Annotated in this window: 10 protein-coding genes; all 10 read left to right on the forward strand. The window is 31.5% G+C overall.

All coding sequences use genetic code 11. The features are described from left to right. The 10 genes from ilvB (at position 1) to AC2TEO_RS16885 (ending at position 15,588) form a co-directional block, all read left to right on the forward strand. Entirely contained in the window at positions 1-1,734 is a 1,734-nt protein-coding gene (gene ilvB, locus AC2TEO_RS16840) for a biosynthetic-type acetolactate synthase large subunit (protein WP_442265936.1), read from the forward strand. A gap of 2 nt (positions 1,735-1,736) precedes the next feature. Further along, on the forward strand, positions 1,737-2,267 hold the full coding sequence (ilvN, locus tag AC2TEO_RS16845; protein ID WP_442267773.1) for an acetolactate synthase small subunit: 531 nt from the start codon (positions 1,737-1,739) through the stop codon (positions 2,265-2,267). 13 nt (positions 2,268-2,280) lie between these two features. Further along, the gene (ilvC, locus tag AC2TEO_RS16850; protein WP_442265937.1) at positions 2,281-3,783 is read left to right on the forward strand and encodes a ketol-acid reductoisomerase; all 1,503 of its coding nucleotides are present in this window, start codon (positions 2,281-2,283) and stop codon (positions 3,781-3,783) included. Between the two features lie 3 nt (positions 3,784-3,786). Continuing rightward, the gene (gene ilvA, locus AC2TEO_RS16855; RefSeq protein ID WP_442265938.1) at positions 3,787-5,055 is read left to right on the forward strand and encodes a threonine ammonia-lyase IlvA; all 1,269 of its coding nucleotides are present in this window, start codon (positions 3,787-3,789) and stop codon (positions 5,053-5,055) included. 247 nt (positions 5,056-5,302) lie between these two features. Beyond that, complete coding sequence (locus AC2TEO_RS16860; RefSeq protein ID WP_442265939.1) at positions 5,303-6,397, forward strand: energy transducer TonB; 1,095 nt, start codon at positions 5,303-5,305, stop codon at positions 6,395-6,397. 113 nt (positions 6,398-6,510) lie between these two features. Continuing rightward, positions 6,511-9,693: a SusC/RagA family TonB-linked outer membrane protein gene (locus AC2TEO_RS16865; RefSeq protein WP_442265940.1), complete on the forward strand. Its 3,183-nt coding sequence runs from the start codon at positions 6,511-6,513 to the stop codon at positions 9,691-9,693. A gap of 11 nt (positions 9,694-9,704) precedes the next feature. Continuing rightward, a complete protein-coding gene (locus AC2TEO_RS16870) occupies positions 9,705-11,180 on the forward strand; it encodes a RagB/SusD family nutrient uptake outer membrane protein (RefSeq protein WP_442265941.1) in 1,476 nt (491 codons plus the stop codon). A 14-nt stretch (positions 11,181-11,194) separates the two neighbouring features. Then, on the forward strand, positions 11,195-13,246 hold the full coding sequence (locus AC2TEO_RS16875; RefSeq protein WP_442265942.1) for a PKD domain-containing protein: 2,052 nt from the start codon (positions 11,195-11,197) through the stop codon (positions 13,244-13,246). Positions 13,247-13,259: 13 nt separating this feature from the next. Then, positions 13,260-14,906, forward strand: coding sequence for a glycoside hydrolase family 16 protein (locus tag AC2TEO_RS16880; RefSeq protein ID WP_442265943.1), 1,647 nt, complete (start codon positions 13,260-13,262; stop codon positions 14,904-14,906). Between the two features lie 475 nt (positions 14,907-15,381). Further along, positions 15,382-15,588, forward strand: a complete 207-nt coding sequence (locus tag AC2TEO_RS16885; RefSeq protein ID WP_442265944.1) for a hypothetical protein — start codon at positions 15,382-15,384, stop codon at positions 15,586-15,588. The last annotated feature ends 1,350 nt before the right edge of the window (positions 15,589-16,938 follow it).

Here is a 16,938-nt window from a genome sequence, read left to right on the forward strand (position 1 = left end):
ATGGAAACTAGAACAAAAAAAGTTAAAGAACAAAGTGTAAAAGCTAGTGTGACAATTTCTGGTGCTGAAGCAGTTATTAAGTGTTTGTTAGAAGAAGGAGTAGATCTTTTATACGGATATCCAGGTGGAGCAATCATGCCTGTTTACGATGAATTGTATAAATATCAAAAAGAATTAAATCATGTATTAACTCGGCATGAACAAGGAGCAACACATGCAGCTCAAGGTTATGCGAGAGCTACAGGAAAAGTTGGTGTTGCAATAGCAACTTCTGGACCTGGAGCAACAAATTTAATTACAGGAATCGCAGATGCTCAAATCGATTCTACACCGATGGTTTGTATTACAGGCCAAGTAGCAGAACATTTATTAGGGACTGATGCATTTCAAGAAACTGATATTGTTGGTATTTCAACACCTGTAACAAAATGGAATTATCAAATTACAAAAGCTTCAGAAATACCAGAGGTTTTCGCTAAAGCTTTCTATATCGCTCGTTCGGGTAGACCAGGGCCAGTTTTGATTGATATTACAAAAAATGCTCAGTTCGAAAAGTTTGAGTTTTCTTACGAGCCTTGTACAGCTGTTCGTAGTTATCAACCTGTGCAAAAAATAGATTTAAAAGCTGTTAAAGAAGCGGCAAATTTAATTAATGGAGCTAAAAAACCAATGGTGGTTTTTGGTCAAGGAGTAATATTAGGGGAAGCAGAAGAAGAATTTAAAGCATTCATTGAAAAAGCTGGAATTCCTTCAGCATGGACACTTTTAGGTTTATCAGCATTACCAACTTCTCATGAGCTAAATGTAGGAATGGTTGGAATGCATGGAAATTACGGACCTAACCGATTAACGAATGAATGTGATGTTTTAATTGCTGTAGGAATGCGATTTGATGATCGTGTAACAGGTGATTTAAGTCGTTATGCTAAACAAGCTAAGGTGATTCATTTTGAAATTGATCCTGCAGAAATTAATAAAAATGTAAAAACAGATGTTGCAGTTTTAGGTAATGCGAAAGAAAGTTTACAAGAAATACTTCCGTACTTAAAAGATAATGAACATAAATCTTGGTTACAAGAATTTAGAGATCACGATGCTATTGAGTTCGATAAAGTCATTAAGAAAGATTTATATCCAACAAAAGATGGTTTAACCATGGGAGAAGTAATTAAAGAAATTAATAATGCTTCTAAAGGAAATGCTATTGTAGTTACAGATGTTGGTCAGCATCAAATGATTGCTTGTCGATATGCAAATTTCAATAAGAGTAAAAGTAATATTACTTCAGGAGGTTTAGGAACCATGGGATTTGCTTTGCCAGCTGCAATTGGTGCAAAAATGGGAACTCCAGCACGAGAAGTTGTTGCGGTAATTGGAGATGGTGGCTACCAAATGACTATTCAAGAGTTAGGTACAATTTTACAAACAAAAGCAGCAGTTAAAATTGTAGTATTAAATAACGAATTCTTAGGAATGGTTCGTCAATGGCAGCAATTATTTTTTGATAAGAGGTATGCGTCAACTACAATGACAAATCCAGATTTCGTAGCCATAGCTAAGGGATATCATATCGATGCTAAGAGAGTAACACAAAGAGAGGAATTAGCTGATGCAGTTTCGGAAATGATGGCATCAGAAGAAGCTTTTTTCTTAGAAGTATGTGTAGAGAAAGAAGACAATGTATTTCCAATGATACCTACAGGATCATCAGTTTCAGATGTAAGATTAAGTTAAGAATTATGAGTGAAAAGCAAACGTATACCGTATCAATATATACCGAAAATAACATTGGAGTTCTAAATAGGATTTCAGCAATATTTCAAAGAAGACATATCAATTTAGAAAGTGTTAATGTATCAAAATCTGAGATTCGTAGTGTTTCTAGGATTACATTGTTAGTAAGAGTAGAAGAAGAACAGATTAAAAAAATCATTGGGCAATTAGAAAAACAAATTGAAGTGATAAAAGCATATTATCATGTCGATGAAGAAACTGTGTATCAAGAATCGTGTTTGTTCAAATTAAGAACAGATTTACTTACTGAAAACGATGAAATACAAAAAGTAATTAACGGAAGTAAATCAAGAGTAATTAATATTAATAAAGATTTTTTTGTTTTAGAAAAATCTGGAACAAAAGAAGAAGTAGAGGAGCTTTATCATTTACTAGATAAACATGGAATTAAGCAATTTGTACGATCAGGTCGAATTGCAATTACAAAAGAAGAAATGCCTGTATCAGAACTATTAGAATCAATAAAAAAATAAAAACTTACGAGTCATGAAAAATTATTTTAATCAATTATCATTAAGAGAGCAATTAGAGCAATTAGGAAAATGTAGATTTATGGAATCTACAGAGTTTTCTGAAGGTATTAAAGCCCTTGAAGGTAAAAAAGTAGTGATTGTAGGTTGTGGGGCACAAGGTTTAAATCAAGGCTTAAACATGCGAGATTCTGGATTAGATGTTTCGTATGCTTTACGTGAAAATTCAATTAAAGAGCAACGTCAATCGTATAAAAATGCAACGGAGAATAATTTTGTGGTTGGAACTTACAATGAGTTAATTCCGTCTGCAGATTTAGTGTGTAATTTAACGCCAGACAAACAACACAGTAATGTAGTAAAGGCTGTAATGCCTTTAATGAAAGAAGGAGCAACATTGTCGTATTCTCATGGGTTTAATATTGTTGAAGAAGGAACTCAAGTTCGTAAAGATTTAACAGTGATTATGGTAGCTCCAAAATGTCCTGGTAGTGAAGTTCGTGAAGAATATAAAAGAGGATTTGGAGTGCCAACTTTAATTGCTGTACATCCAGCAAATGATCCTCAAGGAAAAGGGTTAGCTGAAGCTAAGGCTTATGCTTATGCAACAGGTGGGCATAGAGCTGGAGTTTTAGAGTCTTCTTTTGTGGCTGAGGTAAAATCTGATTTAATGGGAGAACAAACGATTTTATGTGGAGTTTTACAAACAGCTTCAATATTATGTTTCGATAAAATAGTAGCAGATGGTGTAGAACCACATTTTGCTAGTAAATTAATTCAATATGGATGGGAAACGATTACTGAAGCCTTAAAGCATGGAGGAATTACGAATATGATGGATCGTTTATCTAATCCAGCGAAAATTAAAGCGTATCATTTATCAGAAGAATTAAAAGATATTTTAAGACCATTGTTTAATAAACACATGGATGATATTATGTCTGGTTATTTTTCATCTACAATGATGGAAGATTGGGCGAATGATGATAAAAATTTATTGGCTTGGAGAGCTGATACTGCCGAAACTGGTTTCGAAAAAACAGAAGCTACTGAAGTTGCAGTTTCTGAACAAGATTATTTTGATAAAGGAACATTGTTAGTTGCTTTTGTGAAATCAGGAGTAGAATTAGCTTTTGAAACTATGGTTGCTTCAGGAATTATTGAAGAATCTGCATATTATGAATCTTTACATGAGCTTCCTTTGATAGCGAATACTGTTGCAAGAAAGAAATTACATGAAATGAATCGAATTATTTCTGATACCGCTGAATATGGTTGTTATTTATTCGATCATGCAGCTAAGCCATTATTACAAGATTTTATGACTACAGTTACTACTGATTTAGTAGGAGAAAATTTTAGTTCATCTAATGGTGTAGACAATGCAGAATTAATTAAAGTAAATAAAGCAATTAGAAATCATCCTATTGAAGAAGTAGGTGAACGATTAAGAGCTGCGATGACAGCTATGAAAGCAATAAAAGAAGAAAAGACAGAATCAGAGTTAGTCTTGTCGTAAATTATGGAATCAATAGTAAAGAAAACATATTTTCCAGAATTGTCAGCAATTAAAGAAGCTGCTGTTACACTTAAAGGTGTAGCAGCAGTTACACCATTGCAAGAAAATTTTAATCTTTCTAATACTTTTAAGGCAAATATATTTTTAAAGAGAGAAGATCTTCAACAAGTGCGCTCGTATAAAATAAGAGGAGCATATAATAAGATAAACTCTTTAACAGCTAAGCAAGTAGAGAGAGGAATTGTTTGTGCTAGTGCAGGAAATCATGCTCAAGGTGTCGCATTAGCTTGTTATAAAAAAGAAATTCAAGGAACTATTTTTATGCCCGCGCCTACACCAAAACAAAAAGTAGAGCAAGTACGAATGTTTGGCGGTAAATATGTAACAATTGAATTAATAGGCGATACTTTTGATGATTCGTATACTAATGCAAAAAAATTTGCTGACTGTAACAAAATGACTTTTGTACATCCTTTTGACGATCCAAAAGTCATTGAAGGCCAGGGAACTGTTGGGTTAGAAATTTTAAATCAATCGAATGTTCCAATAGATTACGTTTTTGTACCAGTAGGAGGAGGAGGTTTAGCATCTGGATTATCTTCAGTGTTTAAGTATCTTTCGCCCAATACAAAAATTATAGGAGTAGAGCCTACAGGAGCACCTTCTATGAGAAATGCATTAGATAAAGGAAATCCTGTAAAATTAAATAGGATAGATAAGTTTGTGGATGGAGCTGCTGTACAACAAGTAGGGGATTTAACACATAAAATTTGTGCTGAGAATTTACATGATATGGTTACAGTTCCTGAAGGTCAAGTTTGTCAAACTATATTAGAAATGTATAATAAAGAAGCTATTGTGGTTGAACCTGCTGGTGCTTTAACAGTTAGTGTGTTACATCAATTTAAAGAAGAGTTAAAAGGAAAAAATATAGTTTGTGTAGTTAGTGGTAGTAACAACGATATTACTAGAACAGCCGAAATAAAAGAGAGGGCGCTTTTACATAATGGCTTAAAACATTATTTTATAATTCGATTTCCGCAACGAGCTGGAGCATTAAAAGAATTTGTGATGAATGTTTTAGGAGAAAACGATGATATCACTTTTTTTGAATACTCAAAAAAAACGACTAGAGAAAACGGACCAGCAGTTGTTGGGATTGAATTAGAAGAAAGTAAAGATTTGTATCCTTTAATTGAAAGAATGAAAAGATTGAATTTCTACGGAGAATATCTTAACGATAAGCCCAATCTTTTCGAATTTTTAGTTTAATCATTTTTATAGATAAAACCGAGTGTTTAACTCGGTTTTTTTATTGGTGTTTTCCTTATTAAATAATAAAGAAAATAACCTTTTTTTTACTTTTTGTGATTTTTTGTTTTTTTAATAGATTGTTAATTAGTATATTAGTAGGTGTGATTGTTTTTTTAAAACAAGAAAAATAATTAAAAAGTTCTTATATATTTTTTACAAATAATAGAGAAAATTAGTTTCATTTAAACATTAAACCCCCCGTATTATGAATATAAAACTAAGGTTTTCGACACTTCTGTTGCTATTCTGTATAGCCAATGTCAGCCCCCAGTCTTCACAGACATGTTCAAACTCTGTAGATGATCCAGTTTTAGATCTAAACAGTATTACAAAGTGCTCTATCGACAGAAAATCTGAAGATAATAAAGTACAAAAAGTTACCGTTCAAGTTACTTCGAGAAGAAGAAGAGTGGTAAGAAAAAGAGATAAAGCCACTGGCTTATCTTCAGCAGGTTATTCTCATAAACTAGCATCAATAAAAAAGAAAGTTAATATTGTTAATTCTATAGTAGATGTTAAAAAAGAAGAAATACCAGATGTTTTACCATATGATTATGTAGATCAAATTCCTCTTTTTAAAAGTTGTGAATCAGCACCTATTTATGAGCAGGATCGTTGTTTTAAAGTTAAATTACGAAATCACATTAGAAAAAATCTTAAATACCCTATAAGTGCTTATGATAGGGGTATTCAAGGAAAAGTATATGCTCATTTTTCAATAAGTAAAAATGGAGATATACAAGATTTAAAAATTGTATCACCATACAAAGGAGATTTATTAGGGAAAGAAGCAAAAAGAATTATTAAGAAGCTACCTAAATTTAAGCCAGGAGAACATAATGGAAATACTGTAGCTGTTAAATATGGCTTACCAATAACATTTAAAATTCCAGGAAAGAAACCGACAAATATTAGAAAAACTAATACAAATAAGGTAAAAGAAACAATTCATAGTTTCTCTTCATTAGATATAATTCCACAGTTTGATTCATGTAAGAAATCTAATGATGATTCTTTAACATGTTTTAATGAAAATTTAATAGAACATATTCAAAGTTATTTTGCTTATCCAGAAGAGGCAAAAATGAAAAATATTGAAGGAGAGGTAGTTGTGAATTTTGTAATTAATTCAAAAGGAAACGTGGTTGATATTACTGCAAAAGGCCCAGAAAATGCTAAAATTTTAGAAGTAGCAGCAATCAGATTTATAGAGAAGTTACCAAAGCTTAAAGCAGGAAAAATAGAAGGGGAAAATGTAAATACTTCTTATTCTTTTCCTATCAATTTTACACTGAATTAAAATTCAAAAAAGTATACACAAATGACATCTAAATTTTAAGATGTCATTTGTGTATATAAATATTTCTCCTCACCAAACAAGATCAAATTTTTAAATCAATTATACCATCTTATATGAGAAAACTATTTACACTATTTAGTCTGTTATGTCTTTCATTTATTTCGTTTGCCCAAGATATTGAAGTAAAGGGAAAAGTGTTAGATGGAGTAACAAAAGAACCAATTCCTGGAGCATTTATTTTATTAAAAGAATCTTCCATTACTTCAGAAACGGAATTTGATGGAAGTTATATAATAAAAGCTGCAATAGGTAAAGTTTTAGAAATTAGTTATCCGGGTTATAAAAAGAAAACAATTGTAGTGACTAGCTCTTTAATAGATGTTGAATTAGAGATAGATACTGAAGAAAGTTTTTTAAATGAAGTAATTATAATAGGGTATGGAGCAAAGCGAAAAGAATTAGTCTCTGGAGCTTATAGTACTGTAAAACCTGAAGAAATAGAACGAAATAATCCACAACGGATTGAACAAGCGTTGCAAGGTAGAACAGCAGGAGTTCAGGTAAGTTCTAATTCAGGTTCTCCGGGATCTTCATATAATATAAGAATTAGAGGTGTAACAACTAATGGAGATAATTCACCTTTAGTATTAGTTGATGGTGTTCAAATTGGTTCAGATTTAAGTATTATTGATCCAAATGATATAGAAAAAATAGATGTGATAAAAGATGCAAGTACTGCTATTTATGGAGTTAGAGGAGCAAATGGAGTAATTTTAATTACAACAAAATCTGGTAAAAATAGTACAGAAACAAAGTTTACTTATAGTACTTCTGTAGCATTACAAGAAACAACTAAAAAATTAAACTTACTTAAGGGAATAGAGTATGCAGCGTTAGTAAATGAAACTATAGCGGCAGATGGTGGAACTCCTCCTTTTCAATTGCAAAATATAAATACAGAGACAGATTGGCAAGACGCATTGTTTGAAACTACTCCAATGATTACGCATCATATTGGTGCAACTGGAGGAGGAGAAACCTATAATTTTAATGTTAGTGGAAGTTTGTTAGATCAAAAAGGAATTATAGCTCCAGGTAGATCTAATTATGCAAGATGGACATTAAGAAGTAATTTAGGTTTAAATTTAACTGATAAATTAAAATTAAATACTCTAGTTTTATATACAAATAATATTAGACGTACTATTCCTGAAGGAAGTAGAGGTTCTGTGTTGTATTATGCTAATAATGCTTCACCGTTAACTCCAATTTTTGATGGTACTGATGGTACAGGCCCTTCTAAAGGGTTTTCTTACATTGGAACTGAACAAGGGAATGAAATTGTAAATCCTTTTGCTGTAATAGATAATACGTTTAATGAAACTAGAGTAAATCGATTTACAGGTAAGATTGAACTGGTATATGATTTTCTGAAAAACTTTGAGTTTACTTCTCGAAATAGTTTTAATTATTCGAATGTATATGCTAGAGCATATTTTCCACTTCAATATTATGGAGAAAATAAAGTGGTGAATACAGTTCGTTTAGATCCTATTTCTGGTCAATTCAATTTAGATAGAAATGGAGATGGAGATCGTGATGTGTATAGTAGAGTAAATGAAAATGATCAAAATTTGTTCTCTTTCATTTCAGAAAACTTTGTGAATTATAATTTTACACTTGGAGAATATCATAACTTTCAAACTACTTTAGGACTTTCATTAACGACTGAACAAAGCAAAGGTATTTTTGGGTCTGGGTTTCTAACAGCAAGTGATTCGTGGAAAAATGCATTCTTATTTAATACACAATCTTTTATTATAGATGATGATGATCTTGGTACAAATGATATTAGAGAAACAATAAATTCAGATTCTTTTACAATCGAAGATCGTTATACTTCTATCTTCGGGAGGTTACAATACGATTTTAATGAAAAGTATTTATTCTCAGCAATTTTACGTCGAGATGCTTCTACAAGATTCGGACCTAATAATAGGGTTGCATATTTACCTTCTTTCTCTGCAGGATGGGTAGTTCATAACGAAGATTTTTTAAGTGATACGGGTATTTCTAATCTTAAGTTGAGAGGAAGTTGGGGGATTGTTGGAAATGACAAAATTGGAGCTTATAGGTGGTTAGGTTTTTTACAAGGTGTAAATGGAGATGCAACGTATCCTTTTGGAGATGTTTTATCATTCGGAAATGCTGTAGGAGTTTTGTCTAATCAAGATTTACAATGGGAAACGACAATTCAAACGAATATCGGATTTGATTTAGGATTTTATAATAATAACTTAAACATTACGCTCGATTATTATAAAAAACGAACGGAAGATTTACTTGTAATTCCAGAAATTTCAGCGCTTTTAGGAGTTTCTGCACCAGGTAGTGGAGCTCCAGTAGTAAATGCTGGTATTGTTGAAAATAAAGGTGTCGAGTTTGGTATAAATTATACACATTATTTTTCTGACGATGTTTCTTTAGCTTTAAACTATAATCTAACTACAATTAATAACGAGGTTATTGATGTAAACAATGCAGCAGGTTTTATTTCTGGTGGTTTATTTGGTTTGAATCAACAGCCTTCTAGAATGCAAAACGGTTTACCAATTGGTGTTTTTTATGGGTTAAAAACTGATGGTGTTTTTCAAACACAAGCTGAGATTGATGCTTTAGCAGTGGATAGAGATGGAGACGGAAGTTTAGATGAATATCAACCTGGTGCAGCTCCTGGAGATTTAAAATATGTAGATGTCGATGGAAATGGATATATAGAGTTCGGTAGCGAAAATGACTTAACTGTATTAGGTGATCCTATTCCAGATTTTACTATGGGTGGTGGGTTCAATTTTAAGCTTTATAACTTCGATTTTGGAGCTTCTTTTTATGCTTCTTTAGGAAACGAAATTGTAAGAAGTTATGAGCGATTTTTAACGTATAGTAATAAATTATCATTGTATAATGGAAGATGGACAGGCCCTGGTACTTCTAACGAAATTCCAAGAGCTTCAACAAATGCTGCTAATAATCAGTTATTTTCTTCTTTTTATGTAGAAGATGGATCATTCTTAAGAATTCAAAATGTACAATTAGGTTATACATTAAATTCAGAACAAATAAAGGGTATAGATTTTTTAAGACTTTATTTCTCTGTAAATAATCTATACACTTTTACAAAATATAGAGGTTATGATCCAGATATTTCTAATGCAAGTGCAATTGGAGCTGGAGTAGATCTAGGTCAGTATCCACAACCAAGAATGTTTATTACAGGAATTAAAGTATCATTTTAAATCAGTAGAAGATGAAAAACAATATAAAAATAATAGCGATAATAATCTTTCTTACTACTTTAAGTTGTGATGATTATTTAGAGGTTTTACCAGAAGGACAAGAAAATACAGAGAACTTTTTTAATACTGCAGAAGATTATGAAAATGCGTTAGTTGGAGTTTACGATTTATTGTCAACTACATATTTAAATCAAATTTTGGGAGAAATTGCCTCTGATAATAGTTTGTGTGGAGGTGAAAACCCTACCGATGTTTTAGATTGGCAACAGATAGATGATATGACGCATAATCCTGATAATGGAGCATTAAGAAATATTTTTCAATGGATGTATGCAGGAATTAGTAGAGCAAATTATATCATTGAGTTTAAAGATAAAACAGATTTCGATAGGAAAGATCAAGTAATAGCAGAAACTAAATTTTTAAGAGCATATTATTATTTTGAATTGGTGAAATTCTTCGGAAGTGTTCCTATGTATTTAGACAAAAGAATAAGTATTGAAGAATCTCAAAGTATAGGTAAGTCTAGTGTAACCGAGATTTATACTCAGTTAGAAAAGGACTTACAAAGTGTTGCTGTTATTTTACCATGGCAACAAACACAGCCTGGTAGAGCTACAAGAGGGGCAGCTTTGGCTCTATTAGGTAAAATATTTTTGTATCAACAAAAATATACTCAAGCAGCACAAGTTTTAGACCAAGTTGTAAGTTCTGGTCAATATAGTTTAGTGCCCAGTTTTTCGATGATTTTTTCAAATCAAAATGAAAATAATTCTGAATCTGTTTTTGAAGTACAATATTTTGGGCAAGAAGGAGCAAGTTTCGATTGTTTCCAATGTGTAGAAGGAAATATAGCAGTTGGTTTTATGGGACCTAGATTTAGAACAGGGAATTATGCTCCTTATGCAGAAGGTTTTAGTTTTAATATTCCGAGTTTAGATATAGTGAATGCTTATCAAACAGGAGATACTAGAAGAAACGCAACGTTTTTTAATATTAATGATTTTGTTGCAACAAGACCAGATGTAACATTTACTCAAGGACATGATCATAATGGATATTTTAATTTTAAATACATTCCTTTTGCTGAAGGAAATGCTTTAGATACTCGATTAACACATAGTAATAATTACAGAGCTATTCGTTATGCAGATGTATTGTTAATGGCTGCTGAGGCTCATGTTCAATCAGGAAATTCCGGAGTAGCACAAGGATACTTAGATCAAGTGAGAGATAGGGCTTTTGGAACTACAACAGATAGAATTACGGCAACTCTAGATAATATTTTATTAGAAAGACGATTAGAATTAGCTGGAGAAGGGCATCGATTTTTTGATCAAGTTCGTACTGGTCAAACTTCATCAATACCTGGATTTACAGCTGGAAAAAATGAATTGTTTCCAATTCCTAGAATTGAAATAGAATTAGCAGGAAATAATTGGTGTCAAAATAAAGGATATGCAACTTCTACATGTTCAGAACAATAAATACAAATAAGATTATGAAGAAAATATATTATATCATATTAGGATTATTAGTTTTAGTAGGTTGTATAGAAGAAGATCGTGATCTATCTTTTGTAGACAGTTTGGTTTCTCCTACTAATGTTTCGGCGACTTATTCGTTAGCGCAAGACAATACGGGTTTGGTTACAATTACGCCCACAGCAGATGGTGCAAATAGTTTTAAAGTTTATTTTGGAGATGGTAGTTCGGATTTTGCTGATGTAGCTATTGGTCAAAGTGTTTCTCATGTTTATGGAGAAGGGACTTACATGGTAAAAATAGAGGCTTTTAATATCAGTGGAAAAAAATCAGAAGTAACACAAGAATTAGTTGTTTCTTTTAAAGCTCCAGAGAATTTAATGATTACTATAGAAAATAGTGTAAGTGTTTCAAAACAAGTTGATGTTACAGCTACAGCAGATTACGCGACTATGTATGAGTTTTACTCAGGAGAATCAGGAGTAAGCCAACCAGTGGCTACAGCCAACATAGGAGAATCATTAAGTTATGTTTATCAAGCTCCAGGAGATTACGATATTCGAGTTGTAGCAAAAGGAGCAGCAATTGCGACTACAGAATATACAGCTACCTTTACGGTTACAGAAATTTTAGCACCAACTACAGCGGCCGCTACGCCAAGAAGTAGAGCTGAATCAGATGTTATTTCATTATTTAGTGATGCTTATACTGATGTTAGTGTCGATACCTGGAATACAGTTTGGAGTGCAGCAAGTTTTGAAGATGTTATGATTGCAGGTAATGCGACAAAGAAATACACTGGGTTAAATTTCAATGGAATAGAAACAGTAAGTTCACCAGTAGATGCTTCAGGAATGGAGTTTATCCACTTAGATGTTTGGACTCCAAACATCACAGCTTTCCGTTTAAAATTAGTTGATTTCAAAGGAGATGGTTTTGGAGGAGCAGGTGATACCGAAGCGGAATTGTCATTTACTCCAACTCAAGGAGAATGGGTTTCTTTAGATATTCCTTTATCAGATTTTGCAGCAGTAGGAATGGAATCATTTTCAGATATCAATCAGTATATTATCTCAAGCGATCCAAGTGGAGCAGGTATTGTATTTATTGATAATGTTTATTTCTGGAAAAATCCGAGTAATACTACAAGTCAAGTTGTAGAAGGGTTTGAAGGAGCAGCACCAGTATTTACAAGTTTCGGAGGAGCAGGAGTAGAGGTTGTATCTAATCCAGATATGAGTGGAATTAACGCTACGGCTAATGTTGCCAGATTAACTAAAGGCTCAGGGTCAGAAGTTTGGGCAGGAGGATTCTTTGAAATTTCATCACCATTAGATTTAGCTACTTTTTCAAAAATTAGCGTAAAAACGTGGTCACCTAAACAAGGAGCAGTAGTGAAGTTAAAATTAGAGAATCAAGATGCTAGTATTACACATGAAGTTGATTTAAACACTACAGTTTCTAATGCATGGGAAGAATTGATTTATGATTTCAGTGGAGCCCCAACGGCCGATTATGTTCGTATAGTTATTTTCTTTGATTTTGGAGTCAATGGAGATGGTAGTGAATATTATTACGATGATATTACCCTAGTAAACGATTCAGGAGTTTCTTCGTTAGTATTCCAAGATTTTGAAGGTACAGCACCAAGTTTTACATCATTCGGAAATATAGCTGGAGTTGAAGTCATTACCAATCCAGACATGAATGGTGTAAATACTACATCTAATGTAGCAAAGTTAACAAAGACAAGTGGTTCAGAAGTTTGGGCAGGAGCTTTTTTTGAGACAGATACAGCATTAGATTTCACTACTTATTCAAAGATTAGTGTAAAAACATGGTCACCCAAACAAGGAGCAGTAGTGAAGTTAAAATTAGAGAATCAAGATGCCAGTATTACACATGAAGTTGATTTAAACACTACAGTTTCCAATTCATGGGAAGAATTGATTTATGATTTTAGTGGTGCACCAGCAGCCGATTATGTTCGAGTAGTTATTTTCTTTGATTTCGGAGTCAATGGAGATGGCAGTGAGTATTATTATGACGAATTAACATTAACGAATTAAACCAAGGATAGCAATGAAAATACAGAAATATATACCTCAAATAGTTATCATAATTTTTACAATGCTATTATTAAATAGTTGTGAAGAGAATAACTATGATTTTGGAGATATTATTACACCGAGTAATATTACTATTGAAGCAGAAATCATTGGTCAAGATACTACAAATCCTAACGGCGATGGTAGTGGAGTTGTAAATTTTAGAGCCACAGCAGAAAATGCTTTATCGTTTAAGTTTATTTATAATGGTATTGAATCATCTAAACCAGATGGTAAAATCACATATAATTTTAGTGAATTAGGAGTAAATACATATACAGTAACAGTAGTTGCAATAGGTACAGGAGGAGTTTCATCAAGTAAAACAATACAAGTAGATGTATTAGCTTTATATGAAGCACCAGATGATTTAAAAAATAAATTATACGGATTCGATCCAGCAGATCCAAATGCTGTTTCTTCAAAGACATGGCGAATTAAAGCGGAAGTTGGAGGCCATTTTGGTTTAGGACCTGTTGGAGGTTCGATATTTGGAGAGTGGTATCAAGCATCAGCAAATGAAAAAGAAGGTGTTGGAATGTATGATGATCGTTTTGTATTCAATTCAGATGGAAGTTTTCAGCATCAAACAAACGGAACTGTTTTTGGTAGAAATGGTTTGATAGATGAATTATCTAGCTCTGGTGGTTCAGGTGGAACTATAGATAATGCAGATGTATTGAATTATACATTAGCAGATTATTCAGGAACATGGAGTTTAATAGCTCCAGGTGGAGTGGAAACAATTTCTTTATCAGGAATAGGATTTATAGGTTATTATATAGGAAATCACAATTATGAAATATTCGATCGTCAAATCCCAAATGAATTAGTTTTAAGGATTACAGATGCGAACAATGAATTTGATTGGTGGTTTTTAATTACCACACAAGATCCTCAAACAACTTCCCCATTTGTTTTTAATACATTAATTTGGGAAGACGATTTTGAAATCAATGGAGCGCCAGATCCAACAAAATGGACTTATGATATTGGTACAGGAACAAATGGTTGGGGAAACAATGAAGTACAGTATTATACAGATAGAGCAGATAATGCAGTAGTTGAGAATGGAAATCTGGTAATTACAGCAAAGCGAGAAAATTTTTCAGGAAGTGCCTTTACTTCAGCAAGATTGAAAACAGAAGGTCTATACGATTTTAAATATGGTAGAGTAGAAGTTAGAGCTAAATTACCTGAAGGCGCTGGTACTTGGCCTGCAATTTGGATGTTAGGTTCTAATTTCTCTACAGTAGGTTGGCCTTTTTCTGGCGAAATTGATATTATGGAGCAAACAGGAGCTGATAAAAATACAGTTCTAGCAACTTGTCATTGGCAAGATACAGCAAGTAATACAAAAGCAGATTTTGGTCAAACAACTTCAATTACTAATGCAACATCAGAATTTCATTTATATACTTTAGAATGGACAGAGTCTAGTATTAGCATGTATTTAGATAATGTTAAATATTATGAATTAGCCAATACTTCAGCTTTGCCATTCAATGAGAATTTCTTTTTGATCTTAAATGTAGCAATGGGAGGAACTTTAGGTGGCTCTATTGATTCAAGCTTCTCAGAAGCTACAATGGAAATAGACTACGTTAGGGTTTATCAATAAAAAATATTTGGATTAGTGTAAAAGAAGGCTGGTACGAATTTATAGTATCGGTCTTCTTTTTTTATTGACTTTATAATGTTTGAAATTATAAAATTAAAAAAGCCTCATATTTTACTATGAGGCTAAAAGTTGTGCATTTTTTTTATGTAATATAAACTATTACTAATATGGTGAAAAAATAGAGAATAAAATTTAAATAGCATAATTTAAGATTGTAATCAATTATAGAGTAACTATGTTTTATGATTTTTAAAAGTTAGTAAATACAGTAGTTTTAGCTTTTAATTGTTTTTAAATAATGTGTTTATAGATTTGTATGTGTAACGATGTTAACTTATTCTGTACTTCTTTTTTTTATTCTGTTGTGTTTTTTAATCAATAACAATTATCGATAGTATATTCAAAATAAAATAATTATATTTAACGAGGTGCTTTTTTACAAAAGCAAAAATTAACCTTTTTTAAAATTATTATAATGAAAAAAAACATTCAAAACTTAGGTAAATTTCTATCGAAAAGTCAGCAAAAAGAAATTAATGGAGGGCAACTTCCTATAATTGGAAAGGCTTGTCAAACAAATGCAGATTGTTCTGCTTTTGGAGGTACATTTGGATGGCCAGATGTTTACTGTAAGAAAAGTAGGTACAGTAGTTACGGAACTTGCCAATTAACCTATTTTTAGGATACATCTTTTCCAAATAATATAATAGAAGATTTCGCTAAAAGCGAGATCTTCTTTTTTTTTTGCCTATAACATAAAATTATTTTCTCTATTTACGACTAGTATTGAAAACAAGAAATGTTTGTGAGTGATGAAATGTAAAATATTGAAAATAAGTGATTTATTGATAAAGTGGAGTTTGGTGTTAATAAATTAAGTGTAACAATAGTTATAAATAATTATTTATTATTTAAAAGAAAAACCCACTCAAAGCTTGAGTGGGAAAATTGCTATGAAAAAGAAAAAGTGTCTAAAACGTCTTTTAGACATTTCAAATTTAATAAATGAATTTCATATTTTTTTATTAAAAGTTAAAAATATTTGAATTAGTGTAAAATAAGGCTGGTACGAATTTATAGTATCTGTCTTCTTTTTTGTATATGTCAATTTTAATTTTCTGTAAAATAAATTTTTACTAGAAGATAAAGCGATCTGAAAGATCACTTTATCTAAAATAAGATTAAAGACAAGACCAATTACCATTTTCATTTAATTGGCAATGTCCTACTTTGCAGATTATTGGCGCACCTTCAAAATTACAAACTTCGAACTTACTAGCGCCATTAATATTTTTTAATTCTTTTTTGTTTAGGATTGATCCTAGGTTTGAAATGTTTTTTAACATAATTAATAAATTTAAGTTTTACCCAATATTAGGTGAAGGTAAAAGTAAAAGTAGAAAGAGAAAAGATGAATTATTTATTGTACGCATACAGTATCCGTACATTTTTAATAGAAAAATATTTGGGAATGGTGATTAGTAAACTAAAAATTATATAATATCATAATTTAAATTTATTAATCTTTTCTTAAATGAGAAATTGAGTGGAATAATTACTGATGAGTATACAAATTAAAGTAAGAAAAAAGGGTAAACTTCTTTAGTGTAAATTTGATTAAAAAAATAGGATTCTATATAATAATATATAAATATCTGAAGTAGTAGTCGATTACAAACTAAAAACAAGCGAACTTTAGTTCGCTTGTTTTTAGTTTGTAATCGATTTAAGTATGTATAATTTTAATTAAACTAATTGATGTTTATTATAAGAATATAGTATAAGACTATATTGATTTTTTTGTTATTTATAGAAATCAATTTTATTAATTAAAAAAATAGGACTAAAATATTAAATAGGACAAAGACATACTCTTTGTGAAAAAACTTCTACACATCCTAGCTTTATTTGTTCCTTTGAGCAATATTTAGCAATTCCACCATTGATTGATTGTTGCTCTAGCTTGTTCAATTTAGAGCCTAAGTTTGAAATGTTTTTTAACATAATTAATAAATTTAAGTTTACCCAATAT

The organism is Tenacibaculum aquaeponti (genome assembly GCF_057221555.1).

Coding starts and splice junctions, on each gene's coding strand:
- AC2TEO_RS16870 (WP_442265941.1), top strand. CDS start 9,705: ATGAAAAACAATATAAAAATAATAGCGATAATAATCTTTCTTACTACT.
- AC2TEO_RS16860 (WP_442265939.1), top strand. CDS start 5,303: ATGAATATAAAACTAAGGTTTTCGACACTTCTGTTGCTATTCTGTATA.
- AC2TEO_RS16880 (WP_442265943.1), top strand. CDS start 13,260: ATGAAAATACAGAAATATATACCTCAAATAGTTATCATAATTTTTACA.
- ilvA (WP_442265938.1), top strand. CDS start 3,787: ATGGAATCAATAGTAAAGAAAACATATTTTCCAGAATTGTCAGCAATT.
- AC2TEO_RS16885 (WP_442265944.1), top strand. CDS start 15,382: ATGAAAAAAAACATTCAAAACTTAGGTAAATTTCTATCGAAAAGTCAG.
- ilvB (WP_442265936.1), top strand. CDS start 1: ATGGAAACTAGAACAAAAAAAGTTAAAGAACAAAGTGTAAAAGCTAGT.
- AC2TEO_RS16875 (WP_442265942.1), top strand. CDS start 11,195: ATGAAGAAAATATATTATATCATATTAGGATTATTAGTTTTAGTAGGT.
- ilvC (WP_442265937.1), top strand. CDS start 2,281: ATGAAAAATTATTTTAATCAATTATCATTAAGAGAGCAATTAGAGCAA.
- AC2TEO_RS16865 (WP_442265940.1), top strand. CDS start 6,511: ATGAGAAAACTATTTACACTATTTAGTCTGTTATGTCTTTCATTTATT.